A 23,866-nucleotide genomic window follows, 5' to 3' on the forward strand; every position below is an offset into this window, starting at 1 on the left:
GTCACCGCCTGTCGGATCGCTGCGACCAGTCGGCCCAGCCAGCTATGCACAGGCACGCGCCGGCGAGCAGACCCATCAGCAACAGGACCCCCTGCAGGAGCGGCGGCAAGACCCAGAACGGGCCGGTCATGGCGAGCAGCGCCGACATGGCGGTGAGCAGGCACAGGAGCCGCCACACGATCCGCGTCCAATCCATGCGCGGTCACCGCTCGTCGCCCTGCTGCTGCTGCTGCTCGGCGTGCGCGATGCGCCGCTCCTCCTCGCAGTCGGGGCACCCGCACGACCCGCGTCGCCGAATCTCCGAGATGAGCCGGCGGCCCGCTTCCGAATCGGCGCGCACAGCGACCGGCTCGACCGACGCCGTGAATGCGTCCATCGCGAGCTGCAACGCTTCCTCCATAGCCCGCTGCCGTCGGCGAGCTCGGAGACGATCAATGAACAGCAATACGAGCAGGGTGATGGCGCCGAGCATGGCGATGAGCGCCAGCACGCTGATGACGAGCTCCATGAGATTGGTTTCCTTCCGAAATTGGGTATGCAGTAGCCAGGCCTCGCCCTGAACGGAGCGAACGCGAGGCAGGAGAAAAGGGGGTGCTAGGAGGTCATCCCGACGGGCAGACGCCCGATCCAGTCGATGACGTCACCCTTGAGGTAGCGGACGGCGCCGCCGAGTTTCCGCCAGGGAGGACCGACCATCTCGTCGACCGGCTTCCCCTTGTCCTTCGTACGCCACTCCGCGAGCGTGGCGACCTTGATGTCGTCGAGCACAGCGGACAGTGTCGCCGGCGACATCAGGTCCGGGGCGTCCTCGAGCAGCGCGGGCGCGGCCGCCTCTACCTCCGGGGGTTCAGGCTCGGGATCGACGGCGCTCACGAGCTGAACGACTGGCGCACTCACGGCGTCACCTCGATCAGCGGTTCCGCGCCTCCGAAGAACTCGCGCAGCTGCCCGAGCCCCTCGACCGTCACGCGCACGGTGGGAGCGTCGAGCACCCGCTCACCCGTCCGCGGGTGGAAGTGCGACCCCGCGTACTCGGCGAGTAGGCCAGCGTTGATCTTGTCCTGCTTCCCCGTCCAGATCCCGGACCGCTTGAAGATCCATCCCATCCCGGCGAGCTGCTGGAACAGGAGTCGCGGCCCGGTCTGGCAGCCCGCCGAGGCGAGCAGCTTCCCAGCGTCCGTGACCGTGTACGTGCCCGAGCTATCCGCCAGTTGGTCCCAAGACTCAGCGCGCGGCGTTAGCGCGGCGACATCCGCCGTGAGTGCCTCAACTCGGGCAACCGTGATCGCGAGAGCCTGGTGCACGATCTCGTCCTCAGAGAGCGCCTCCTGCGCGCCGTAGGAACCGGTGCGGCGGATCTGCGGGAGCACAGCCCCGGTGACCCAGCGCTTGAACGCGCGGGCTTCCGGCTTCCGGCTGAGGAGCACGACCTCGTACATGCCTGCTTCCGAGACGATCGTCATCTGCTGACGACCACCAGGGGTGTCCGCAGTATGGATACCCTTCACGTCGTCGTCGAGGCGGGCGGCCACGTTACCGACGTTGCTGATCTCGAGCACGTTGCAGAGATCTGCGAGCACGAACCACGGATCACCTTCCAGGACGATGACACGCACGTGGTGCTCGCCGAAATCGAACGGTACGATCTGATTGGACATTGGGCTTCCTGCTTCCTGGTGTTCTCGCCTCGCCGGTGCAACGGCGAGGCATCTTTTGCTGAAGAGAGGCAATCAGTGGATTGGTGGGATTGGGCTCGATGGGCTGGCACATCCCTGATCGCGATCGGAGCGCTCATCCTCGGAATCCGAGCCGAGCTGAGGATGCGATACCGCGAGCTCTGGGTAGTTACCGACGGTCACACCACGCGCTTCATCAACCGGACTGGCGAAGACGCGCAGCGAGTACATGTCGAAGTGTTCGGAGGCCACGTTGGATCTGGGCGTCCGTTACACGACCATGTCGACGCAGACGGGGAGTTCAAGATGGTCCTCGTGCCTACTGACGGGGAATCGCTTGCGTATCGCATTAGCTGGACTCGTCCTCGGAACGGGAAGCGGCATCATCAGCGCTCTCGGAACGCGCCGACTTGGCGACATGTACCGGAGGAAGCAACGCCCTGGACCGCATCTCGGACTTGATGCCAAGCCCTAGGGCGACGAGGCCAATAGGCAAGGTAACTCCGACGTAGAGCACATCCAGAATGCTCACGACCCCACCGACTTCAACTCGCGGAGCATCATATCTCGAGTCCTGTTCGCGATCACGATCCGGTCATCCCGAGTCGCAGCAGCATCCTTCACCGCGCGAGCAAACTCATTCCCAGCCGCCATGCACTCCTTGTGGTACGCGTCCTTAACCTCTTGCTCCGCCTTGCCTCGCGGTGCCCCACTCACGACGCCACCGCCTCGTGCTGCTGCGCGGACTCGGCGGACTCAGGCTCTTCGACCGCGATCGCGATCTCGCCAAGCGAGAATCCGAACGCCTTCGCCATCCCCGCGATCAGTCGAGGAGACTCGCCTTGCCCAGTCTTCGCGCGGTGCAGGGTGGAAGGTGAGACGCCGATCGCTCGAGCGAAGGCGCCGTCGTCGGTGATGTTGGAGTAGGCCTGCACTCGGTCGAGCGCCCCGGGCCTCAAAGCGATGGTCGCCATTTCAATCCTTTCCGATCTGGAGTAAGTGTTCCGATGTGGAAGAGATTAATCACATTGATGTGATTCGGTCAAGTCGATTTGGAAAGTTCTTTCCGGCTTGAAAAATCTCCGCAGATATTCCAAAATGGAACGCATGACCGAAATGAACGACTGGTTCGCAGCAACGGCGGGCTCTGTCTCGCTGAACGAAGTGTCAAAGCGCAGCGGGATCCCGATCGCATCGCTGCATCGGTACACGCAGAACGGGAGCTTCACTGCCGAAGCGGTGGTCAAGATCGCGCGCGCCTTTGACGCCTCGATTCCGGACGCGCTCGTTGCGCAAGGGATCGTGACCCATTCGGAGCTCTCATCCCTGTCGATTTCAGGGACTCTGGCGGACGCGACCGATCAGCAGTTGTTGGACGAGATCTCCCGCCGACTCGCTGCCGTTCCCGAGGGGGAGTCGGACGTCTTCGATAGCGTCCCCAGTGGCAAGGGAGGCACCGTGCACTATCCCGACTTCACCCGCGAGCCTGTCGAGGACGAGCTGGCGGCCGCGTCGGAGCGGATCGACGATCCGAACGACTCAGACGAGCATTTTCTTAACTAACCCGAGCTGCTAGATGCTCGCCTGACATGAACGGAGTTCACTCTATGGCTATGAAAATCCCATCCGCGATTGCACTCACTGCTTTGCTTGGACTGGGGGTAATCACCGGGTGCGCCAGTAGCGAGCCGAAGGAATCGCCGGCACCCGAAGTGGAAGCGGTCGAGGAGGAGCCAGTGGCAGAGCCTACTGACACGCCGCCGATGAGCGAGCGGGGAAACCTCATCAAGAAGCTCGGAGAGACCGCTGGCGTGGTCTACAACGATGATGATGTGAACGACGTTGAGCTCGTGATCAAATCCATCGTCGTTGACGCACCTTGCACCGCGGAGTATGCGCTCCCGTCTGAGCGAGGGCACTTCATCCGTGTCGATATGGATGTCGTCACGACCCCGAACTATCCGAACACTGTTCTGGCCCAGTCGAACGGCAGTTGGAAGTGGATCGACGCGAACGGCACCACCGCCAATAGCGATCCTGCAACCGGGACAGGGTACAGCTGCCTCGCTGATGGCGAGAGGCTGCCCGACAGAATCGGCGCCGGCGAGAGGGTGACAGGGTCCGTGGTGCTCGACGTCCCCACAACTGAAGGGACGCTCGTCCTTAGCCTTGACGGCGGGACCGGATGGGAATGGGTCGTCCCCGCGACGGAGTGACTCATGCAGCAACTCTTCGATCTCGCGGATGCGGGGAATATCTCCGTCGAGTTCCGCCCCCTTGCCCAGCGCAACGGCGAGTACCGTGATGACCTGAAACGCATCCGCCTTCGCGAGGACATGCCCCCGCGTCTGATGCGGTTCACGTTCGCGCACGAGCTCGGCCACGCAGCCTTCCGTGACGTGCCGTCGATGTTCGGTCCGGAGAATGCCCGCCAGGAGAGGCGCGCCGACGAGTGGGCCGCGCTCCGCCTCATCGAACTCGACGCCTACCGTGAGTTCGAGGCGCTCCGAGAAGGCCATGTGCCGGCGATCGCGCACGACCTCGGTGTTGTCACGCGCTGTGTTGAGGCGTACCAGCGTCTCCTCGAGCGCATCGGAGACACCGTGTACCTCGACCCGCACATGGGTGCAGGGCAGTGGCTCGCGAAGGTCGAGGCCGCCTAGAAACAGAAGAAGCCCCCGCAGCGCGTTCAGCCGGCAAGCAAGAACCGCGCCACGAGGGCTCAGACACGATCCACCAGAAAGGTGAACCGATGAACAACACGATAGTCGAGCGACCCCATGGCTAGGGCCTGGATCACCGACCTCTGGGTCAAGGACGCACACGCCCTCATGCCCGACGGCGCCAAGGTCCGCATCTCGCCCAGCGCCGCCGAGCTCAAGAACCTGCGCACCCTCCCCGAGCACTTCCGCACCGCACGCTACGGCAAAGGTTCCCGATGGCGTGTCGGATGGTACGAGCCCGACGGTGGTGAACGCGGGCGCCTCTACGGCAGCAAGGCCGATGCAGAGGCCTACCTCGCAGAGCTCGAGGACAACATTCGGATGGGGAAGTATGCACCCCCAGAGAAGACCGAGCAGCGCTTCAAGGAACTCGCCGATACGTGGATGAAGTCGAAGCGACGCCCGAAAGCTGTTTCGATCGACGCGTACCGCACCGATCTCGCCGTGCACATCCTCCCGAAGTGGGCCGAGACCCCGATCAACCGGATCAGTCGGGAAGCGATCGACGCCTGGATCGACGACCTGGTTACCGGCACCGCGCCACGCACCTACACGGGACGATCAGAGGGGCGAGAGATCAAAGGCCTTGCGCCCTCTCGGGTGCGGGACATCGTCGGCCGAACCTTCACCAGCGTTCTTCGCTACGCGCACGACGAAGGCTGGATGCCGAGGAATCCGATGCGGCACGTCGAACTCCCACGGGTGGCACCCGCGTCCGAGCTCGCGATTCTCGACTACGTGGAGGTGGAGCGTCTCGCCGCGGCTTGCGCGAAGGTCTCGGGCGAGCATCGCGATCGTGCCCTCATCCACGTTCTCGCATCGTCAGGCCCCCGCATCGGCGAAGCGACCGCGTTTCAGGTTCGCGACGTACAGCCGCTCGCGCGACGGGCGACAGTGCAACGCACATGGACGACCGAGGGTGGTCGCAGAGTAATCGGCCCGCCGAAGACGTGGGAGACGCGCTCCATCCCAGTTCATGGGTACGCGCTCGAGGAGCTCACCCCGCTCATGGAAGACGAGCCGGGGGAGCAGTGGCTGTTCCGTGTGAAGCGCGGCGGCGGAGCCGTGGATCAGCGCAACTGGCGCCGAAACGTCTGGGTCCCGGCGCTGAGGCTCGCGGGGCTTGAGGACGAGCGTGACCTCACTCCTCACAAGCTTCGCCACACTGCAGCTTCTGCTGCGATCGCGGCCGGCGCGGATCCACTCGTCGTGCAGAAGATGCTCGGCCACAAGACGCCGAAGGAGACGATGCGCACCTATGCGCACCTCTGGCACGACCGTCTCGACGAGGTCATTGACGCCGTTTCGGAGCACCGCGAGAAGGCGTTGGCGAAGGCCACCGAGACTGCAGGCCTTCTGGAGGCGGCGTAGTCATGCTGTCTATGTGCTGTCTACGCCGATCTGGCGCCGTGTTTCGCCGAGGCGATCATGGCCCGCGATCCCTTATGTTTCTAGGGGAGTCGGGCCGCTGACGGTCCCCCCACTGGGATTCGAACCCAGACTGCGTCGATTTTAAGTCGACTGCCTCTGCCAGTTGGGCTATGGGGGGGGCGGGGTTCTCATCCTTCCACACCGGTTAGGCTGAGCCCGTGCTGCTCGCCAAGATCCTGCTCGTCGTCGCGATCCTCATCGCCGTCGCGCTCGCTCTGCGCCTGCGCGCCCGCGCCTGGCGCGCCCGGCGGGAGTCCGCCCGCGCGGACCGCGCCGCGGCGCGCGCGGCGTGGGAGGCGGAGCTGCGCCGCGACCTCGGCGAGGACTGAGCTGCGGGAGGACGCGGCCGCGTCGGGCGGGGGAGGAATCGGCGGATCGGGCGCGGGACCGGGCACGCATCCCGGGCGCGGGGGCCTTCTGACCCTTTACACTGCGGATATGCTCCTCGACCTCAGCGCGCCCGAGATCATCGCGGCCTCCCGCGCGGAGCCGTGGCGGGACGCCGAGCGCTACTGGGGCGCGCTCGACCGAGCGACCCGGGATCGCCCGGCGCCCGTCGTCGCGCTGAGCGTCGACGCCCTGCGGCGCAACGCCGACGATCTCGTGCGGCGAGCGGGCGGCCTGCCGATCCGCGTCGCGAGCAAGTCGGTGCGCGTCCGCGGCGTGCTCGACGCCGTGCTCGCCCTCCCCGGTTTCCGGGGCGTGCTCGCCTACACCCTCGCCGAGGCGCTCTGGCTCGCGGAGACCGTCGAGGACGTCGTCGTCGGGTATCCGACGGCGGATCGGGCCGCGCTCGCGCGCCTGGGCGGCGACCCGCAGGCGGCCGCCCGGGTGACGCTCATGATCGACGATGCGGCGCAGCTCGACCTCGTCGACGCCGCCGCCGCGCCGAGCACCCGCAGCGCACCGATCCGCGTCTGCCTCGATCTCGACGCCTCCTGGCGGAGCCCGGGCCTCGGCCACATCGGGGTCCGCCGCTCTCCGCTGCACGCGCCCGGCGAGCTGCGCGCGCTCGCAGAGACGGTGCAGGCGCGCCCGGGCTTCGCCCTCGTCGGGATCATGGCCTACGAGGCGCAGATCGCGGGGGTGGCCGATGCGGCGGGCGCCGTGAACGGCCGGCTCATGCGCGCGGTGCAGCGGCGCAGCGGCGCGGAGCTCGCCGAGCGGCGCCGTGCCGCGGTGGCCGCGGTGCGGGAGATCGCCGCGCTCGAGTTCGTCAACGGCGGCGGCACCGGATCGGTGGAGCGCACCGCGGCGGAGCCCGCCGTGACGGAGGTCGCCGCGGGAAGCGGACTGTACGGCCCGCTGCTCTTCGACCGCTACCGGGACTTCGACGTCGCCCCGGCGCTCGGCTTCGCCCTCGACGTCGTCCGCCGGCCGGACACGGAGCGCGCGACGCTGCTCGGCGGCGGCTGGATCGCCTCGGGGCCGCCGGGGGCGGACCGCGCGCCGCGCCCCGTGCGGCCCGCCGGGCTGGCCTTCGAGCCCCGGGAAGGCGCGGGCGAGGTGCAGACCCCGGTGCGCGGCACGGCGGCCGCCGAGCTGCGGCCGGGGGACCGCGTCTGGTTCCGCCACGCGAAGGCGGGCGAGCCGCTCGAGCACGTCGGGGAGATCGTGCCGGTGCTCGTCGGAGCGCCCGAGGGGGACGGGCCCGTCGCCCTCGACCCCCTCCCCAGCTATCGAGGAGAAGGACGGTGCTTCCTGTGAGCCATCCGACCCGGCGCCCCCCGCGGCCGGCGCCGCGCCCCTGGAGCAACTGGGCCGGCACCGAGCGGAGCCTGCCCGCGCTCGCGATCGCCCCGCGCAGCGAGGCGCAGATCGTCCGCGCCGTGCAGCGCGCCCGCGAGACGGGTCGCACGCTGAAGCCGATCGGCGCCTCGCACAGCTTCACCGCCATTGGCGCGACCGACGGGATCCGGCTCGACCCCGACGGCCTGAGCGGGCTCGTCTCGGCCGATGTCCCGCGCGGCCGGGTGACGCTGCTCGGCGGCACGCGGCTGTGGCAGCTCCCCGCGATCCTGGAGCCGCTCGGCCTGGCGCTGCCGAACATGGGGGACATCGACCGGCAGACGATCGCGGGGGCCACGCAGACGGGGACGCACGGGACGGGCCTCGGCCTCGGCGGGCTCGCGACGGCGGTCGTCGGCGCGCGGATCGTCACCGGGACCGGCGAGGTCCTCGACCTCGGCGAGACGCCCGTCGGGGGATCGCCCGCCGGGGGATCGCCCGCCGATGCGACGGACGCCGCCGGGGGATCGCCCGCCGATGCGACGGACGCCGCCGGGCTGCTGCCGGCCGTGGCCCTCGGTCTCGGCGCGCTCGGCGTGATCGTGTCGCTCACCCTGCAGTGCGTGCCGCGCTTCCGCCTGCACGCCGAGGAGGCGCCCGCCCCGCTCGAGGCGGTGCTCGACGGCTTCGCGGAGCGCAGCCGCGCGGCCGATCACTTCGAGTTCTTCTGGTTCCCGCACACCGCGAGCGCCCGGACGAAGACGAACACCCGCCTCCCGTTCGACGCGCCAGGCGCGCCGCTCGCCCCGGCCGCCCGATTCCTCGACGAGGAGCTCGCGAACAACCTCGCCTTCGGCGTCTGCGCCGCGCTCGGCAGCGCCCTTCCCGCCGCGACGCCGGCCGTGAACCGCCTCATCGCCGGGACCTCGAGCCGGCGCGCCTACACCGACGAGTCCCATCGCGTCTTCGTCACGCGGCGGCGCGTGCGCTTCCGCGAGATGGAGTACGGGGTGCCCCTCGAGGCCGTCCCCGAGGCGATCCGCGAGCTGCGCACCATGATCGAGCGCCGCGGGCACCGGGTCTCCTTCCCGATCGAGGTGCGCGCCGCCGCCGCCGACGAGCTGCTGCTGTCCACCGCCCACGGGCGGGAGACCGGGTACATCGCGGTGCACCGCTTCCACCGCGACCGGGATCGGAGCTACTTCCGCGACGCCGAGGCGATCCTCGCCGCCCACGACGGGCGCCCGCACTGGGGCAAGATGCACACCCGCACGGCCGCGGAGCTGGCGGCCGTGCACCCCGGCTTCGAGAGATTCGCGGCGGCGCGCGACCGCCTCGATCCCGAGCGCGTCTTCGCGAACCCGTACCTGCGCCGCGTGCTCGGCGCGTAGCCGCGCCATCCGCGGCGGGCCCAGGGGATTCGTGGGCGGCACCGCTATGATGCAGAGCATGTCTGGTGGATTGATTGCGCTGCTCATCGCGGCCGGGGTGCTGGTCATCCTCGTCGGATACGTCTGGATCACCTACAACTCGCTCGTCACGCTCCGCGTGCGCGTCGACGAGGCGTGGAGCGACATCACCGTGCAGCTCAAGCGGCGCGCCGACCTCATCCCGGCGCTCGTCGAGTCGGTCAAGGGCTACGCCGCCCACGAGAAGAGCGTGTTCGACTCCGTCACGCAGGCGCGCGCGGAGACCATCTCGGCCCAGGGGCCCGCCGAGGCCTCCGTCGCCGAGGGGCACATGCAGCAGGCGCTCAAGAGCATCTTCGCGGTCGCGGAGGCCTATCCCCAGCTGCAGGCGAGCCAGAACTTCCTCCAGCTGCAGAGCGAGCTCGTCGACACCGAGAACAAGGTGCAGGCGGCCCGCCGCTTCTACAACGGCGGCGTGCGCGAGTACAACACGAAGATCCAGGTGTTCCCCAACACGATCTTCGCGCGCGGCATGGGCTTCGCGGAGCGCGACTTCTTCGAGGTCGACGACATCGCGTCGATCTCGGAGCCGCCGCGCATCCAGTTCTGACGCCCGCGGAGGGAGGCACGTGTACCGCGCGATCCGCCGCAACAAGCTCAACAGCGTCCTGATCATCCTGCTGTTCCTCGGGATCGTGGGCGGACTGGGGTGGCTGGCGGCCACCATCTACCGCTCGCCCGGCATCGTCATCACCGTCGTCGCCGTCTCGATCGGCTACGCCGTCTTCCAGTACTTCATGGCCGGCCGGCAGGCGATCTCCATGAGCGGCGCGCAGCGGATCACCGAGGCCGACCATCCGAGGCTCTACCGGATCGTCGAGAACCTGGCCATCACGACCGGCACGCCGATGCCGGAGGTGTACCTCGTGCACGACCCGGCGCCGAACGCCTTCGCGACCGGGCGCGACCCCGAGCACGCGATGGTCGCCGCGACCACGGGCCTGCTCGAGATCATGACGGACGCGGAGCTCGAGGGCGTGATGGCCCACGAGCTCGGACACGTGCGCAACTACGACATCCGGGTGTCCATGATCGTCTACGGACTGGTGGTCGCCGTCGGCATGATCGCGGATGTGCTCGTGCGCATGGCGTTCTTCGGCAGGAGCAACAACAACGCCAACCCGATCGTCATGATCTTCGGGCTCGTCGCGATGCTCGTCGCGCCGCTCGTCGCGACCATGGTGCAACTCGCCGTCTCGCGGCAGCGCGAGTACCTCGCGGACGCGACGGGCGCGCTCACGACGCGGCACCCGGAAGCGCTCGCGAGCGCGCTGCACAAGCTCTCCACCTTCGGTCAGCCGCTGCAGAAGCAGCAGTCGAGCATGGCGCACCTGTGGATCGCCGACCCGTTGAAGCCCGGCATGGTGCAGCGCCTGTTCGCGACCCACCCGCCCATCCCCGATCGGATCCGCCGCCTGCTCGACATGGGCGGGAAGTTCTGAACCCCGAGCGGACGCGCCGCGCGCCGCTCGCCCGATAGGCTGGGAAGGACCGTCGAAGGGGGTGGACGCCGAGTGGCTGGCATGTTCCGCTCCCTGTCGGTGCGCGATTACCGCATCTGGTTCGGCGGGGCGCTCGTCTCCAACATCGGCGCCTGGATGCAGTCGACGACGCAGAACTGGGTCGTGCTCACGGAGCTGACCGAGAACAACGCCGCCGCCGTCGGCGTGACGATGGCGCTCCAGTTCGGGCCGCAGCTGCTGCTCGTGCCGTTCAGCGGCGCGGTCGCCGATCGCTTCGACCGGCGCAGGGTGCTGCTGGTCACCCAGAGCCTGCTCATGCTGCTCGCCGCCGGACTCGGCCTCCTGCTCATCACCGGCGCGGCGGAGCTGTGGCACCTGTACGCCTTCGCGCTCGGACTCGGCCTCGTCAACGCCTTCGACACCACCTCGCGGCAGGCCTTCGTCTCCGACCTCGTCGGGCCGGCCCAGCTCTCCAACGCGGTCGCGCTGAACTCCGCCTCCTTCAACTCCGCGCGGCTCATCGGCCCGGCGGTGGCGGGCGTGCTCATCGCCGTGGTCGGCTCCGGATGGGTGTTCCTCATCAACGCCGCGTCGTTCCTCGCGGTGCTCGCGGCGCTGCTGCTCATCTCGGCGCGAAAGCCGCCGGAGCCCGCGGGAGTCCCCCGCGAGTCGCAGCTGCGGCAGCTCTCCGCCGGCGTGCGCTACGTGCGTCGGCGGCACGATCTGCTCGTCATCTTCGTCATGGTGTTCCTCGTGGGCGCGTTCAGCATGAACTTCCCGGTGATCTCCTCGACGATGGCCGTCGAGTTCGGCCGCGGCGCGAGCGACTACGGACTGCTCTCCTCGATCCTCGCGATCGGGTCCCTCTCGGGCGCGCTGCTGGCGGCGCGGCGCCCCTCCGCGCGCATGCGCGTGGTGATCGTCGCGGTCGGCGGGATCGGGCTCGTGAGCCTGCTGGCGGCGCTGATGCCGAGCTTCTGGACGTTCGCGGCGACCCTCGTCTGCTTCGGGCTCGCGATCTCGACCATGCTGACGACGGCGAACGGCTTCGTGCAGACGACGTCCGACCCGGCGGTCCGGGGTCGGGTGCTCGCGCTCTACATGGCGATCCTCATGGGAGGAACGCCGATCGGCGCGCCGCTCGTGGGTCTCGCGGCCGACGCGCTCGGGCCGCGGTCGACGCTCGTGATCAGCGCGATCGCGGGGCTCCTCGCCTTCGGGATCGGCCTCGCCTGGCTGTTCGTGGAACGCGGACTGCGCTTCCACCGCGGCGGGGGCCTCCGCGTCACGGTGACGCACGCGGGTCGACCGGGCCGCGGCGACGATCCGGGACGGCAGACCGAGACCCTGACGGCGCCGATCTCGGTGCTGCGCCGCGGGGGGCCGGCGATCGGCGCCGGCGAGTCGGTGCCGCAGGAGGGATCGACGGCATCGGCGACCGGAGCGATCCGCATTGACGACCTCGACGCGGAGGCGCCCCCGGAGACGTCGCAGGATCCCGGTGCCGGAGCCCCGCACGGAGACGATCCTGCGGAGCCGGGCGCCCCGGGAGACGGCGGCCGCAGAATGCGCTGACGCCCGCCCGGAGGCGCGCGGCGACGGGTAGGCTGGTCTCTGTCAGAGCGGTCGTCCCCGCACAGCATTCGATTTGGAGCCAAGATACCCGGTGAGTGATTTCCTCTCAGCCCAGACGCGAACCGAAACGGACTCGATCGGCAGCGTGGAGATCCCCGCTTCCGCGTACTGGGGCGTGCACACGGCCCGGGCGCACGAGAACTTCCCGATCGCACGCCGGCCCATCTCCGTGTACCCGGACTTCATCCGCGCCTTCGCGTGCGTGAAGCAGGCCGCCGCGCGGGCGAACCTCGAGATCGGCGCGCTCGACGAGCAGCGCGCGACGCTCATCGATCGCGCCTGCGAGGAGATCAAGACGGGCATGCTCCACGACCAGTTCGTGGTCGGCGTCATCCAGGGCGGCGCGGGCACCTCGACGAATATGAACGCGAACGAGGTCATCACCAACCGCGCGCTCGAGCTCGCGGGGCACGCCAAGGGCGACTACGCCTTCATCAACCCGAACGATCACACGAACCACAGCCAGTCGACCAACGACACCTACCCGACGGCCATCAAGATCGCGCTCGCCTTCTCGCTGGGCAGCCTGCTCGACGAGCTCGGGCTGCTCGCGGAGTCCTTCGCCGCGAAGGGCCGCGAGTTCTCGCACATCATCAAGGTCGGCCGCACGCAGCTGCAGGACGCGGTGCCGATGACCCTCGGCCAGGAGTTCAACGCCTTCGCCGTCACGCTGCGCGAGGACATCGAGCGGCTGCGCGAGGCCGTCTCGCTGCTGCGCGAGGTCAACATGGGCGCCACCGCAATCGGCACCGGCATCAACGCCCCGCGCGGCTACAAGGAGGCCGTCGTCAAGCACCTCCGCGAGATCACCGAGCTCGAGCTCGTGACCGCGGGCGACCTCGTGGAGTCCACGAGCGATACCGGGGTCTTCATCACGTTCTCCGGCGCCCTCAAGCGCAGCGCGCTCAAGCTCTCCAAGATCTCGAACGACCTCCGGCTGCTCTCCTCCGGCCCGCAGGCCGGGCTCGGCGAGATCACGCTGCCGGCGCGCCAGGCCGGCTCCTCGATCATGCCGGGCAAGGTGAACCCGGTCATCCCCGAGGCCGTCACCCAGGTCGCCTACTCGGTCGCGGGGGCGGACGTCACCGTGTCGATGGCCGTGGAGGCCGGGCAGCTGCAGCTCAACGCCTTCGAGCCGGTCATCGCCCACTCGCTCTTCCAGTCCATCACCTGGCTCGAGCGCGCCTGCCGGACGCTGCGCGTGAACTGCGTCGACGGCATCGCCGCGAACGAGGCGCGCCTCGAGGACACCGTCTCCCGCTCGGTGACCGTCATCACGGCGCTCGCTCCGGTCATCGGCTACGCGGAGGCCGCGAAGCTCGCGAAGGAGGCGCTCGCCACCAACGCGAAGGTCTCCGAGCTCGTGACCTCGCGGGGCCTCCTCGACCAGGCGCAGCTCGACGAGATCCTGAAGCCCTCGAAGCTCGCGGGTCTCGCCCCCGAGACCGACGTGATCGACGTCATCACGGACGCCGCGGTGACGCTCCCCGAGACGTCGCCGGACGCCCCGTCCGCGACGGCCGGCGACGCTCAGTAGCGCACGCGCCGGAGACGGCTGAGGGCGGCGGGGATCACCGATCCCGCCGCCCTCAGCCGTCTCCGGCGGCCCGATGGCGGCTCAGCCCGCGACGCAGTGCGAGGTGAGCGCGCCGATGCCCTCGATGGTCACGGTGACCTCCGTGCCCGGGCGGAGGTAGAGCGGCGGTTTGCGCGAGCGGCCCGCGCCGCCGGGGGAGCCCGTGGAGATGACCGTGCCGGGGAGCAGCGTGGTGGACTGCGAGAGCGAGGCGATGAGCTGCGCCACGGAGCGGATCATGAAGCCGGTCGTCGAGTCCTGCACCCGCAGCCCGTCGACGTCGGTCGTGATCGCGAGGGCCTGGGGGTCGGGGATCTCGTCGGCGGTGACCACCACGGGCCCGATCGGGGTGAAGCCGTCGAACGACTTGCAGCGGGACCACTGCGGCTCGAGGAACTGGATGTTGCGGGCCGTGATGTCGTTGATGACGGTGTAGCCGAAGACGTGGTCGAGGGCCTCCTCCTCCGAGACGTCCTTCGCGGCGCGGCCGATGACGATGCCCAGCTCGCCCTCGTAGTCGACCTCCTCGCTGAGCCGCCCGGGGAGGGGCACCTCGCCCTCGTGCGCGCCGAGCGAGTTCGGGAAGAGGGAGAAGAGCACCGGCCCCGAGTCGTTGTCGAGGCTGAGCTCGCTCGCGTGCTCGTCGTAGTTCAGCCCGACGGCCAGCACGATCGGGGGCCGCAGCACGGCCGGCGCCCAGTTCGCCCCCGCGAGGGGGGACCACGCCGCACCGGGCAGCGCGGCGCGCAGCGCCTCGAGCCCGTCGGGCCCCGCCTCCACGAGGTCCTGCAGCCGTTCGTACGCGGCTCCGAGCGAGCGCACGGGGGCGAAGCGGTCGCCGTCGACGACGACGAGCTCGGGGGATGAACCGGGGGACGGGACGACATGTGCGAATCTCACAAGTCCAGGGTATCCGACCCGGGGAGCGCGGCGCGTTTCCGCGGCTTCCTGACGTGTCGGGCACGCCGGATTGGAGGGTTCCCACGAACGGCGCATCCGGCGCGGCGTTTCCCTCTGAGCGAACTCGGAGCGACGCGCGCGGCGCCATCGTGTTGAATGAGGGCATGACTGATTCACCGAAGACGAAGCCCGAGATCGAGTTCCCCGAGGGCCCCGCACCGGCGGAGCTCGAGATCGTGGATCTCGTGGAGGGCAGCGGCGAGGAGGCGCTCGCGAGCTCCACCGTCGACGTGCACTACCTCGGCGTCGAGTACGACTCCGGCGAGGAGTTCGACTCCTCCTGGGGCCGCGGCGAATCCATCAACTTCCCGCTGCGCGCCCTCATCCAGGGCTGGCAGCTGGGCATCCCCGGCATGAAGGTCGGCGGCCGCCGCAAGCTCATCGTGCCCCCGGCGCAGGCCTACGGCACCTCGGGCGGGCACCCGCTCTCGGGGAAGACCCTCATCTTCGTCATCGATCTGCTCGGCGTGAGCTGATCCCGGCCCCGCGATCCCGCGGCTGAGCGCCCGCCCGGTCCCTCCGGGCGGGCGCTCGCGCGTTCCGGCGCGCCGGAATGATACTGTTCTTGCTGTTCAGCGAACACTCAGCCCGAGGAGCGGAAGAGGCATGGCAGCAGCGGAGCAGGAGACCGGAGCGAGCACCGAGCGGCCCGCGGGCGGCGGGGCGGCGGGCGCGATCGACCGCTACTTCCACATCACGGAGCGCGGTTCGACCTTCGGCGCCGAGATCCGCGGCGGGCTCGTCACCTTCGTGACGATGGCCTACATCGTGATCCTCAACCCGATCATCCTCACGAGCGGCACCGACATCGCGGGCGACACCCTCGCCTTCCCCGCGGTGAGCGCCGTCACTGCGCTGACCGCGGGCGTCATGACGATCCTCTTCGGCGTCGTCTCGAAGCTGCCCTTCGGGTTCGCCGCGGGGCTCGGCATCAACGCCTTCCTCGCGTTCTCGGTCGTCGGGCAGGTGACCTGGCCCGAGGCGATGGCGCTCGTCGTCATCAACGGCGTCCTCATCGTGCTCCTCGCCGCGACGGGCCTGCGGCGCATGATCTTCGACGCCGTGCCGGTCGAGCTCAAGCTCGCGATCACGGTCGGCATCGGCCTGTTCATAGCCTTCATCGGCTTCGTGAACTCCGGCTTCGTGACGTCCACGGGCAGCGCCTCGCCGCCCGTCGGCCTCGGCATCGGCGGCTCCGTCGTCACGGTCCCGACGCTCATCTTCGTCGTCACCCTCATCCTCACGGGCGTGCTCCTGGCGGCGAAGGTGAAGGGCGGGCTCCTCATCGGGCTCGTCGCCGGCACCGTGATCTCGGTAATCGTCGAGTCGATCTGGCACCTCGGCGCCGCCGCCGAGCAGCCCGGGGGCTGGGGGCTCACCGTGCCCACGCTCGAGGGGGCGCCGTTCGGCGTGCCCGATCTCAGCCTCATCGGGGCGGTCAGCTTCGACCTCGGCCGGGTCGGCGTCGTCACCATCGTGATGCTCGTCTTCACGCTGCTCTTCACGAACTTCTTCGACGCGATGGGCACGATGACGGGACTGTCCAGGGAGGCGGGGCTCGCGGACGCGCAGGGCAACTTCCCGCGGCTGAAGTCCGCGCTCGTCGTCGAGGGCGTCGGGGCGATCGCCGGCGGACTCACCTCCTCGTCGTCGAACACGGTCTTCATCGAGTCGGGCGCGGGCATCGGCGAGGGCGCGCGCACCGGCTTCGCCAACGTGGTCACCGGGCTCGTCTTCCTGCTCGCGATGTTCTTCACGCCGCTCACGCAGATCGTCCCCACCGAGGTGGCGGCGGCGGCTCTCGTCATCGTCGGTGCGCTCATGATGGCGCAGATCAGGCACATCGACCTCGGCGACTTCCGGGTGCTGCTGCCCGTCTTCCTCACGGTCGCCGTGATGCCGATGACCTACTCGATCGCGAACGGCATCGGCGCCGGCTTCGTCGCCTGGGTGCTCGTGCACGCCCTGAGCGGGCGCGCGAGGCGGATCCACTGGCTGCTGTGGATCGTCGCCGCCGGCTTCGTGGTCTTCTTCGCGCGCGGCCCGCTCGAGGCGCTCCTCGGGGTCACCGGCTGACCGGGCGCCCCGCCGCCGGATCGCGCGGGCCGTGCGGGCCCGCGCCCGCGCGCTGCGCGATGAGGTGATCGAGGATCGGGTCGAGGATCGCGAGCCCGTCGCGCACGCCGCCCGGGGAGCCGGGCAGCGTCATCGCGAAGGTGCGGCCGGCGAAGCCCGCGACCCCGCGGGTGAGCAGGGCGCTCGGCAGCACCGCCGCGCCCCGTCGTCGCAGCTCCTCGACGAGGCCGGGCAGCCGCACGTCGAGCAGCGGCTCGACGGCCTCCGGGGTCGCGTCGCTCGGGGACACGCCGGTGCCCCCGGTCGTGAGGAGCACCTCGGGCGCGTCCGCGAGCGCCGCGCGGACGGCCGCGGCGGTGTCCGCGCCGTCGGCGACCACCCGGGGCTCCGGCGTCGCGAACCCTCGCTCGCGCAGCCAGGCGGCGATCATCGGGCCCGTCGTGTCCGCCGCGGTCCCGGCCGCCGCGCTCGTCGACGCCACGACCACGCGCGCGCGCCGCTCGTCGTCGCGCGGCCGGTCGGCACCGTCCGCCGCGCTCACGAGACCTCCCAGTCCCCGCTCTTCCCGCCGGACTTCGCGAGCACCCGGGTGCCCGTGATGACCGCGTGGTGGTCGACGGCCTTGATCATGTCGTAGAGCGTGAGCGCCGCGACGCTCGCGGCCGTCAGCGCCTCCATCTCGACGCCGGTCACGCCGCGGGTGGTCACCGTGGCGACGATCCGCACCCGCTCGGCCTCCGTCTCGAAGTCGACCGCCACCTTCGACAGCGGCAGCGGATGGCAGAGCGGGATGAGCTCGGGGGTGCGCTTGGCCGCCATGATCCCCGCGACCCGCGCCGTTCCGAGCGCCTCGCCCTTGGGCAGCTCGCCCGAGACGAGGCGATCGACGACGTCCGCCCGCGTCTCGAGGATCGCCTCGGCGCGAGCGGTGCGCTTCGTCACGGGCTTGTCCGTGACGTCGACCATGTGCGCGCTGCCGTCGGCGCGCAGGTGGGTGAGGCCGGCCGGAGCGGCCGTCCCCGGATCGTCTCCGGGCGTCCCGGACTGCGTATCAGACATCGAACCTCTGGATCTCGATCGGGGAGCCGGCGGCGAGGTGCGCGACTCCGAGGGGGATGTGGGCGAGCAGCTCGGCCGCGGCGAGGTCGGCGAGCAGGTGCGAGCTCGGCGGTGTGAGGACCACGCGGCCCTCGGCATCGAGGCGTCCGCGGCGCAGCTGGTGCTTGCGCGGCGGCGAGTCGACGTCGTGGGCGAGCGGCCGCAGCTCGGTGGCGGTCCCCGCGGGCAGCCCCGCGTGGAGCCGCAGCAGGGGCAGGAGGAAGAGCTCCGCCGAGACGGCGGAGCTCACCGGGTTCCCCGGGAAGCAGAGCGCCGGGAGCCGCACGCCGCCGCACGCCGCGACGCCCGCGCCCTGCGGACCGCCCGGCTGCATGGCGATGCCCGAGAACGCCACCCCCGCGGGTGCGAGCGCCTCGCGCACCACCTCGAAGGCCCCCGCGCTGATGCCGCCTGAGGTGACGAGGAGCTCGTGCGCCCCGCCGCGCCCGGCCACGAGCTCGGTGAGCGCCTCGGGCCGGTCCGCGATGCGGATCGCGGTCACCTCGGCGCCGGCGGCGCGCAGCGCGGCGGCGAGGAGCGGGGCGTTCGCGTCGTACACCCGGCCGGGAGCGAGCGGCGCACCGGGCGCCGTCACCTCGTCCCCGGTGGAGACCAGGAGGACGCGCGGGCGACGGCGCACGGGGACGACGGCGACACCGGCGTTCGCGAGCAGACCGATGCCGCTCGGCCGCAGCCGCGTCCCCGCGGGGAGGATCACGGCGCCCGCGGGCAGGTCCGAGCCCCGTCGACGGATGAATGCGCCGGGCTCGGGCACCGTCGCGAAGGCGACCCGGGCGGAGGGCGCGTCGTCCGCCGCGCCGGGCGCCCCGCCGGGCTCCACGTCCGCCGCGGCGCCCGGACCCGGACGGCGGAGCGCGTCGAAGCGCGGCGGATCCGCCTGCTCGATCGGGATCACCGCGTCGGCGCCGATCGGGATCGCGGCGCCGGTCATGACGGGGGCCGCCGTACCGGCCTCGTGGGGGATCGGCGGATCGCCTGCGGCGGTGGCGGCGCCGATGCGGAGGATACGCGGCCCGGCCCGGCCCGCGGCCCCGAGGTCGGCGACGCGCACCGCGTAGCCGTCCATCTGCGAGTTGTCGAAGGGCGGCAGCGGGATGCCGGAGCGCAGCTCCGTGGCGGTCACCCGGCCGGGAAGCCCCGGGTCGTCGACCGCGAGGCGCTCCGGCTCCGCGTCGCGGAGCGCCGCGAGCACGGGGCCGACGAGCTCCGCGACGCGCGCCGCGTGCTCGGCGGGCGTCGTCGCGGCGGGCCGGTCCGCGCCGCTCATCCGCCCGCGAAGGCCGGCAGCACGTCGACCACGAGCGGGTCGTCCGCGGGCCGGCCGACGGCGCCGATCTCGCCGTCGTCGCAGCGGACGACGCCGTCCACGAGGAACGAGCCCGAGTCGAGCACGCGCCGCATGCCGTCGCCGTAGCGCTCGGCGAGCCCGGCGCGCAGCGCCCCGAGCGACGCCGGGCCGGCGAAGCTCCACCGCTCCTCCTCGCGGCCCGCCGCATCGGCCGCCGCGGCGAAGTATCTGACGGTGATCGGAGCCATACCGCCCATGCTAGCGCGCGGACCCCTCCCGGCGGGCGCGCCACTCCTCGGCGAGGAGCGCGTACAGCACCCCGTCGATCCAGCCGAGATCCCGGTGCAGCGACTCCTGCACCGAGGTCGCCTCCCGGCGCATCCCGAGCCGCTCCATCAGGCGCCATGACGGCTCGTTCGCGGCGAAGGCGCCGGCTTCGACGCGGCGCAGGCCGAGCCCGTCGAAGCACGCCTCGAGCACGGCCTCGACGGCCTCGGTCGCCAAGCCCCGCCCGCCGGCCGCGGGATCGAGCGTCCAGCCGAGGGACGCCTGCACGCCGGCCGCGCGCTCGGCCACCTCCCGCTGGCTCCAGCCGTCCACGACGCGCACCATGACGTCGCCGATGAGGCGGCCCTCGTGCTCGACGACGAGCAGATCGCGGTGCTTCCCGGCATAGGCCTCGTCCCAGTCCGCCCGGTCGGCGGGGCGCCAGCTCAGCCAGTACCCGACCTCCGGCAGCCCCCGGTGCCGCCAGAGCGCGTCCGCGTCCGCGAGTTCCGCGGGGCGGAGGCGCAGCCGAGCCGTGCGGCGCGGCCAGTCGAGATCGCGGATGTGCGGAGCGGAGGTGTCGGCGGGCGCGGTCATGCCTCCAGGCTAGCCAGGGCGTCCGGCACGCGGCTCATAGAATGGTGGGTATGCGCAGCACTGACGGCGGAGGCCCCGCAGCCGAGCCGATCGGAACCGGCCGGGACGCCTCCGCGCCCGGCCCGGCCGGACGGCCGGCGGCTCCCGTGCCGCTCGTCGCGCCCGTCGCCGAGCTCTCCGCCGCGGCCCGCGGGCGCGCGCGGCGGCAGCTCGCGCTCCCCGGCTTCGGCGAGGAGGCCCAGCGCCGGCTCGCCGGGGCCCGCGTGCTCGTGATCGGCGCCGGGGGCCTCGGCTGCGCGAGCGTACCGTTCCTCGCCGGTGCGGGGGTGGGGCGGATCGGGATCGTCGACGACGACATCGTGGAGCTCTCGAATCTGCACCGCCAGACCACCCACCGCACCGCGGACGTGGGGCGTCCCAAGGTCGACGCGCTCGCGGAGACCGTCGCGGCGCTCGACCCGGGGATCCGCGTCGACCGGCATCGCCTGCGCCTCACCTCGGGGAACGCGCGCGAACTCCTCGCCGGCTACGATCTCGTGCTCGACGGCAGCGACAACTTCCCGACCCGCTATCTCGCGAACGACGCCGCCGAGCTCACCGGCATCCCGCTCGTGTGGGGCGCGATCCTGCAGTACTCCGGACAGCTCGGGGTCGCCTGGCACGCGCACGGCGCGGGCTACCGGGACCTCTTCCCGCGACCGCCCGCGCCCGGCAGCGTCCTCGACTGCGCGAGCGGCGGCGTGCTGCCCGGCCTCTGCGGCACGATCGGCTCGCTCATGGCGACGGAGGCGCTGAAGCTCATCACGGGCCTCGGCGAACCGCTCATCGGGCGCGTGCTGCTCTACGACGCGCTCGCCGCGCGCACCCGCGAGCTCCGCGTGCGGCCCGACCCGCGGGCGGAGCGGGTGACCGGGCTCGTCGACTACGCGGCGTTCTGCGGCGTCGGTCCCGAAGCGCGCCCCGCGGGGCGGTCCTCGGCGCTCACCGCATACGAGCTGGCCGCGCGGCTGCGCGCCGGGGACCCCGTGCGGCTCATCGACGTGCGCACGGCCGAGGAGTTCGCCGAGCGCCGTCTGCGCGGGGCCGAGCGGATCCCCGTCGAGCGGATAGAGGCGGACGGTGCGCCCGACCACCTGGCGGGGGAGTTCGTCGTGGCGTACTGCGAGCGCGACCCGCGTTCGGTGCGCGCCGCCGCGGCGCTCGCCGCCGACGGCGTCGACGTCGCCTATCTGGAGGGCGGGATCGCGGCGTTCGCCCCGGCCGCGCCGGAGCTCGTGGAGCGCGGCGGGGACGGGGCGGCGCAGTGACGCGGGGACGGGGCGCGGTGACGCGGGGACGGAGGAGCGGGACGTGCGGGACGCGGAGGAACGGGACGTGGGCATGACGGCGACGGAGCGGCTGGCGCGCATCTCGGAGGAGCCGATCGACGAGCGGGCGGTCCGAGACGCCGTCGAGGCGGCGGAGTGCGGCGCCGTCGTGATGTTCCACGGCATCGTGCGCGACCACGACGGCGGGCGCGGGGTGCGCGCGCTCGACTACCGGGCGCATCCCGACGCCGAGCGGTTCATCGCCGACTGCGTCGACTCCGAGAGCGCGCGGAGCGGGCTGCGGCTCGCCGCCGTCCACCGCGTGGGGGCGCTCCGGATCGGCGATGCCGCCCTCGTCGCCGCCGCCTCGGCGCCGCACCGCGCGGAGGCCTTCGACGCGGTCGAGCGCCTCGTCGAGCGGATCAAGCGCGAGGTGCCGATCTGGAAGCGGCAGCACTACGCGGACGGGGTCAGCGAGTGGGTCGGGCTCTGACCCGGCACGCGCCGGCGATGCCCGTGCGGCCCGTTCAGCCGCCGATGTAGGACATCTCGATCCGCTCGCGATCGCGCGTCGCCTCGGGCGGCAGCGCGGCGCGCAGCTCGGAGTACCGGTCGTCGCGGCGCTCCCAGATCCCCGCGAGCGCGGCGCGGAGGGCCGTGTCGTCGGCGCCCGGAACGCCCGATGCGGCGGCCCCGCCGCGCAGCAGCTCCCGCAGATCGACGCCCCGCGAGGCGAAGAGGCAGGTGTAGAGCGTGCCGTCCGCGGAGACGCGCGCCCGCGTGCAGCTGCCGCAGAACGCGCCCGTGACGCTCGAGATCACGCCGATCTCGCCCGCGCCGTCGCGGTACCGCCAGCGCTTCGCGGTCTCGCCCTCCCGCGCCCCGGCGACGGCCTCCAGCGGGCGCACGGCGTCGATGCGCCGGACGATCTCCGCCGAGGGCACCACGTCGTCCCAGCGCCAGCCGTTCGATGCTCCGACGTCCATGAACTCGATGAACCGCAGCACGATCCCCGTGCCTCGGAAGCGCTCGGCGAGCGGCACGACCTCGTCGTCGTTGACGCCGCGCTTGATCACGGCGTTCACCTTCACCGGGCCGAGCCCGGCCTCCTGCGCGGCCGCGATCCCGTCGAAGACCCGCGCGAGCGGGAAGCGCACGTCGTTGATCGCCTGGAAGCGCGCCTCGTCGAGCGAGTCGACGGAGACGGTGACGCGGTCGAGACCCGCGGCGCGCAGCGCCGCCGCCTTCACCCGCAGCGCGGAGCCGTTCGTCGTGAGCGCGAGGTCCGGGCGCCGGCCGTCCGGCGTGCGCAGACGCGCGAGACGCGCGATCAGCTCCTCGATGCCGCGCCGGAGCAGGGGCTCTCCGCCCGTGATCCGGAGCTTGTCGACCCCGAGCGACACCGCGGCGGCGGCCACCCGCTCGATCTCGTCGAAGCTCAGCAGCTCGTCGTGCTCCATGAAGACGTGGTCGCGGCCGAAGATCTCCCGGGGCATGCAGTAGACGCAGCGGAAGTTGCAGCGATCGGTGACCGAGATCCGCAGATCGCGGAGCCCGCGGCCCCGGGCGTCGACGAGGGACGGCCCGCGCTCCCCGGTGGCGGGGAGCCGCCGTGCGCGTCCGGGGCTCCGAGCGTCGCCCGGGCGCGGCGGGACCCGATCCCGATCTCCCATTCGCGGCACCTCCTGCGCCAGTCACCCTAGCAGTTCCCGCTCGGGACGTCGGCGGGTCAGACCGCGGCGTCGGTCCGTCCCGAGGCCCGTCCGCGCAGCAGCACGAGCGCCGTCACCGAGACGGCGATGAGGATCAGCGACAGGGCGAGGGCCGTGTCCTGCGCGACGCCCGCGCCGTTGAACGCGGTGTAGATCGCGAGCGGGATCGTGCGGGTCGTGCCCGCGGCGTTCCCCGCGAAGAGCGCGGTCGCACCGAACTCGCCGAGGGCGCGCGTGAAGCACAGGATGGTGCCCGCGGCGAGCCCGGGCGCGACGAGCGGCAGCGTGATCCGGAACAGCACGCCGCTCGGCGACGCCCCGAGGGTCGCGGCCGCCTCCTCGATCTCCGGATCGACGCCGCGCAGCGCCCCCTCGACGGAGATGACGAGGAACGGCAGCGCGACGAAGGTCTGGGCGATCACGACTGCCGCGGTCGTGAACGGGACGCGGATCCCCGCCTCGGCGAGCGCGTCGCCGAGTACGCCGCCGCGGCCGAGCAGCGACAGGAGCGCGAGACCCCCGACGAGGGGTGGCAGCACGAGCGGCAGCGTCACGACCGCGCGCAGCAGGGTCGCCACGATGCCCGAGGTGCGTGAGATCACGACCGCGAGGGGGACTCCGAGCACGAGGCAGATCCCGGTCGCCGCGAGCGCGGTGCCGAGCGACAGCCCGAGCGCGCTCGCCGTCTCCGGCGCGGCGAGCGCGGTGGGCAGCGCGGCCCAGTCCATGCGGGCGAGGAGGGCCAGGAGCGGCAGCACGAGCACGCCGCCGCCGAGGATCGCGGGCGCGATGACGACGGCGGGGACGTCCCGCCGCACCGCGCGCCCGCTCCCCGTCAT

At 71.5% G+C, this 23,866-nt stretch carries 28 protein-coding genes and 1 tRNA gene; 15 read left to right on the forward strand and 14 right to left on the reverse strand.

Going from position 1 to position 23,866, the window contains the following annotated elements; all coding sequences use genetic code 11:
• Position 1 precedes the first annotated feature (1 nt).
• The 5 genes from MUN78_RS04580 to MUN78_RS04600 all read right to left on the reverse strand — a co-directional run bounded on the left by MUN78_RS04580 (position 2) and on the right by MUN78_RS04600 (position 2,650).
• Positions 2-196, reverse strand: a complete 195-nt coding sequence (locus tag MUN78_RS04580; RefSeq protein ID WP_244729125.1) for a hypothetical protein — start codon at positions 194-196, stop codon at positions 2-4.
• Between the two features lie 6 nt (positions 197-202).
• A complete protein-coding gene (locus tag MUN78_RS04585) occupies positions 203-508 on the reverse strand; it encodes a hypothetical protein (protein ID WP_244729126.1) in 306 nt (101 codons plus the stop codon).
• Between the two features lie 86 nt (positions 509-594).
• Entirely contained in the window at positions 595-897 is a 303-nt protein-coding gene (locus MUN78_RS04590; protein ID WP_244729128.1) for a hypothetical protein, read from the reverse strand.
• Positions 894-1,658, reverse strand: coding sequence for a phage antirepressor (locus tag MUN78_RS04595; RefSeq protein ID WP_244729130.1), 765 nt, complete (start codon positions 1,656-1,658; stop codon positions 894-896). The genes MUN78_RS04590 and MUN78_RS04595 overlap by 4 nt, the downstream gene beginning before the upstream one ends.
• A gap of 731 nt (positions 1,659-2,389) precedes the next feature.
• Positions 2,390-2,650 carry a helix-turn-helix domain-containing protein gene (locus MUN78_RS04600; RefSeq protein ID WP_244729132.1) on the reverse strand — a complete coding sequence of 87 codons (261 nt, stop codon included), beginning with the start codon at positions 2,648-2,650 and terminating at the stop codon, positions 2,390-2,392.
• Positions 2,651-2,783: 133 nt separating this feature from the next.
• Between MUN78_RS04600 and MUN78_RS04605 the strand changes: the two genes are divergently transcribed.
• The 4 genes from MUN78_RS04605 (at position 2,784) to MUN78_RS04620 (ending at position 5,770) form a co-directional block, all read left to right on the forward strand.
• On the forward strand, positions 2,784-3,239 hold the full coding sequence (locus MUN78_RS04605; RefSeq protein ID WP_244729134.1) for a helix-turn-helix domain-containing protein: 456 nt from the start codon (positions 2,784-2,786) through the stop codon (positions 3,237-3,239).
• A 44-nt stretch (positions 3,240-3,283) separates the two neighbouring features.
• The gene (locus tag MUN78_RS04610; RefSeq protein ID WP_244729136.1) at positions 3,284-3,892 is read left to right on the forward strand and encodes a DUF4352 domain-containing protein; all 609 of its coding nucleotides are present in this window, start codon (positions 3,284-3,286) and stop codon (positions 3,890-3,892) included.
• 3 nt (positions 3,893-3,895) lie between these two features.
• Positions 3,896-4,339, forward strand: a complete 444-nt coding sequence (locus MUN78_RS04615; RefSeq protein WP_244729137.1) for an ImmA/IrrE family metallo-endopeptidase — start codon at positions 3,896-3,898, stop codon at positions 4,337-4,339.
• 117 nt (positions 4,340-4,456) lie between these two features.
• Positions 4,457-5,770, forward strand: coding sequence for a tyrosine-type recombinase/integrase (locus MUN78_RS04620; protein ID WP_244729139.1), 1,314 nt, complete (start codon positions 4,457-4,459; stop codon positions 5,768-5,770).
• A 104-nt stretch (positions 5,771-5,874) separates the two neighbouring features.
• On the opposite strand, the gene MUN78_RS04625 is transcribed toward MUN78_RS04620, so the two are convergent.
• Positions 5,875-5,948, reverse strand: a tRNA-Leu gene (locus MUN78_RS04625).
• 40 nt (positions 5,949-5,988) lie between these two features.
• On the opposite strand from MUN78_RS04625, the gene MUN78_RS04630 reads away from it, so the two are divergent.
• The 7 genes from MUN78_RS04630 to MUN78_RS04660 all read left to right on the forward strand — a co-directional run bounded on the left by MUN78_RS04630 (position 5,989) and on the right by MUN78_RS04660 (position 13,662).
• The gene (locus tag MUN78_RS04630; RefSeq protein WP_244693368.1) at positions 5,989-6,159 is read left to right on the forward strand and encodes a hypothetical protein; all 171 of its coding nucleotides are present in this window, start codon (positions 5,989-5,991) and stop codon (positions 6,157-6,159) included.
• A gap of 109 nt (positions 6,160-6,268) precedes the next feature.
• Positions 6,269-7,537: an alanine racemase gene (locus MUN78_RS04635; RefSeq protein WP_244729140.1), complete on the forward strand. Its 1,269-nt coding sequence runs from the start codon at positions 6,269-6,271 to the stop codon at positions 7,535-7,537.
• Positions 7,534-8,949, forward strand: a complete 1,416-nt coding sequence (locus MUN78_RS04640; RefSeq protein WP_244729142.1) for a D-arabinono-1,4-lactone oxidase — start codon at positions 7,534-7,536, stop codon at positions 8,947-8,949. Before MUN78_RS04635 ends, MUN78_RS04640 begins: the two co-directional genes overlap by 4 nt.
• A gap of 58 nt (positions 8,950-9,007) precedes the next feature.
• The gene (locus MUN78_RS04645; protein ID WP_244693371.1) at positions 9,008-9,577 is read left to right on the forward strand and encodes a LemA family protein; all 570 of its coding nucleotides are present in this window, start codon (positions 9,008-9,010) and stop codon (positions 9,575-9,577) included.
• Positions 9,578-9,596: 19 nt separating this feature from the next.
• On the forward strand, positions 9,597-10,469 hold the full coding sequence (locus MUN78_RS04650) for a M48 family metalloprotease (RefSeq protein WP_244729144.1): 873 nt from the start codon (positions 9,597-9,599) through the stop codon (positions 10,467-10,469).
• A gap of 81 nt (positions 10,470-10,550) precedes the next feature.
• The gene (locus MUN78_RS04655; protein WP_244729147.1) at positions 10,551-12,065 is read left to right on the forward strand and encodes an MFS transporter; all 1,515 of its coding nucleotides are present in this window, start codon (positions 10,551-10,553) and stop codon (positions 12,063-12,065) included.
• 91 nt (positions 12,066-12,156) lie between these two features.
• Positions 12,157-13,662, forward strand: a complete 1,506-nt coding sequence (locus MUN78_RS04660; protein ID WP_244693374.1) for an aspartate ammonia-lyase — start codon at positions 12,157-12,159, stop codon at positions 13,660-13,662.
• An 81-nt stretch (positions 13,663-13,743) separates the two neighbouring features.
• Here the strand turns inward: MUN78_RS04660 and MUN78_RS04665 are convergent, their stop codons facing one another.
• Positions 13,744-14,601 carry a fumarylacetoacetate hydrolase family protein gene (locus MUN78_RS04665; RefSeq protein ID WP_244693375.1) on the reverse strand — a complete coding sequence of 286 codons (858 nt, stop codon included), beginning with the start codon at positions 14,599-14,601 and terminating at the stop codon, positions 13,744-13,746.
• Positions 14,602-14,765: 164 nt separating this feature from the next.
• On the opposite strand from MUN78_RS04665, the gene MUN78_RS04670 reads away from it, so the two are divergent.
• Both MUN78_RS04670 and MUN78_RS04675 read left to right on the forward strand, forming a co-directional pair.
• Positions 14,766-15,137 (forward strand): FKBP-type peptidyl-prolyl cis-trans isomerase, encoded by a 372-nt coding sequence (locus tag MUN78_RS04670; RefSeq protein ID WP_244729148.1) that lies wholly within the window; start codon positions 14,766-14,768, stop codon positions 15,135-15,137.
• A gap of 130 nt (positions 15,138-15,267) precedes the next feature.
• Positions 15,268-16,737 carry an NCS2 family permease gene (locus MUN78_RS04675; protein ID WP_244729150.1) on the forward strand — a complete coding sequence of 490 codons (1,470 nt, stop codon included), beginning with the start codon at positions 15,268-15,270 and terminating at the stop codon, positions 16,735-16,737.
• Here MUN78_RS04675 and MUN78_RS04680 read toward each other — a convergent pair.
• The 5 genes from MUN78_RS04680 to MUN78_RS04700 are packed head-to-tail and all read right to left on the reverse strand — an operon-like array spanning position 16,727 to position 20,008.
• Positions 16,727-17,278 (reverse strand): molybdopterin-binding protein, encoded by a 552-nt coding sequence (locus tag MUN78_RS04680; protein WP_244729152.1) that lies wholly within the window; start codon positions 17,276-17,278, stop codon positions 16,727-16,729. The two genes, MUN78_RS04675 and MUN78_RS04680, sit on opposite strands and share 11 nt — an antisense overlap.
• On the reverse strand, positions 17,275-17,796 hold the full coding sequence (gene moaC, locus MUN78_RS04685) for a cyclic pyranopterin monophosphate synthase MoaC (RefSeq protein WP_283248410.1): 522 nt from the start codon (positions 17,794-17,796) through the stop codon (positions 17,275-17,277). Before moaC ends, MUN78_RS04680 begins: the two co-directional genes overlap by 4 nt.
• Complete coding sequence (locus tag MUN78_RS04690) at positions 17,789-19,123, reverse strand: molybdopterin molybdotransferase MoeA (RefSeq protein ID WP_244729154.1); 1,335 nt, start codon at positions 19,121-19,123, stop codon at positions 17,789-17,791. Before MUN78_RS04690 ends, moaC begins: the two co-directional genes overlap by 8 nt.
• Entirely contained in the window at positions 19,120-19,392 is a 273-nt protein-coding gene (locus MUN78_RS04695; RefSeq protein WP_244693380.1) for a MoaD/ThiS family protein, read from the reverse strand. Before MUN78_RS04695 ends, MUN78_RS04690 begins: the two co-directional genes overlap by 4 nt.
• Before the next feature lie 10 nt (positions 19,393-19,402).
• Positions 19,403-20,008 carry a GNAT family N-acetyltransferase gene (locus tag MUN78_RS04700; protein WP_244693381.1) on the reverse strand — a complete coding sequence of 202 codons (606 nt, stop codon included), beginning with the start codon at positions 20,006-20,008 and terminating at the stop codon, positions 19,403-19,405.
• A 50-nt stretch (positions 20,009-20,058) separates the two neighbouring features.
• Here MUN78_RS04700 and MUN78_RS04705 point away from each other — a divergent pair, with 50 nt between their 5' ends.
• Both MUN78_RS04705 and MUN78_RS04710 read left to right on the forward strand, forming a co-directional pair.
• Entirely contained in the window at positions 20,059-21,315 is a 1,257-nt protein-coding gene (locus MUN78_RS04705) for a ThiF family adenylyltransferase (RefSeq protein ID WP_244729156.1), read from the forward strand.
• Positions 21,316-21,388: 73 nt separating this feature from the next.
• Positions 21,389-21,808, forward strand: a complete 420-nt coding sequence (locus MUN78_RS04710) for a molybdenum cofactor biosynthesis protein MoaE (protein WP_244693987.1) — start codon at positions 21,389-21,391, stop codon at positions 21,806-21,808.
• A gap of 34 nt (positions 21,809-21,842) precedes the next feature.
• Here the strand turns inward: MUN78_RS04710 and moaA are convergent, their stop codons facing one another.
• A complete protein-coding gene (gene moaA, locus MUN78_RS04715) occupies positions 21,843-22,988 on the reverse strand; it encodes a GTP 3',8-cyclase MoaA (RefSeq protein WP_244729158.1) in 1,146 nt (381 codons plus the stop codon).
• A 56-nt stretch (positions 22,989-23,044) separates the two neighbouring features.
• Positions 23,045-23,866 (reverse strand): ABC transporter permease, encoded by an 822-nt coding sequence (locus MUN78_RS04720; RefSeq protein ID WP_244729160.1) that lies wholly within the window; start codon positions 23,864-23,866, stop codon positions 23,045-23,047.

Source organism: Leucobacter allii (genome assembly GCF_022919155.1).
GTDB lineage: Bacteria > Actinomycetota > Actinomycetes > Actinomycetales > Microbacteriaceae > Leucobacter > Leucobacter allii.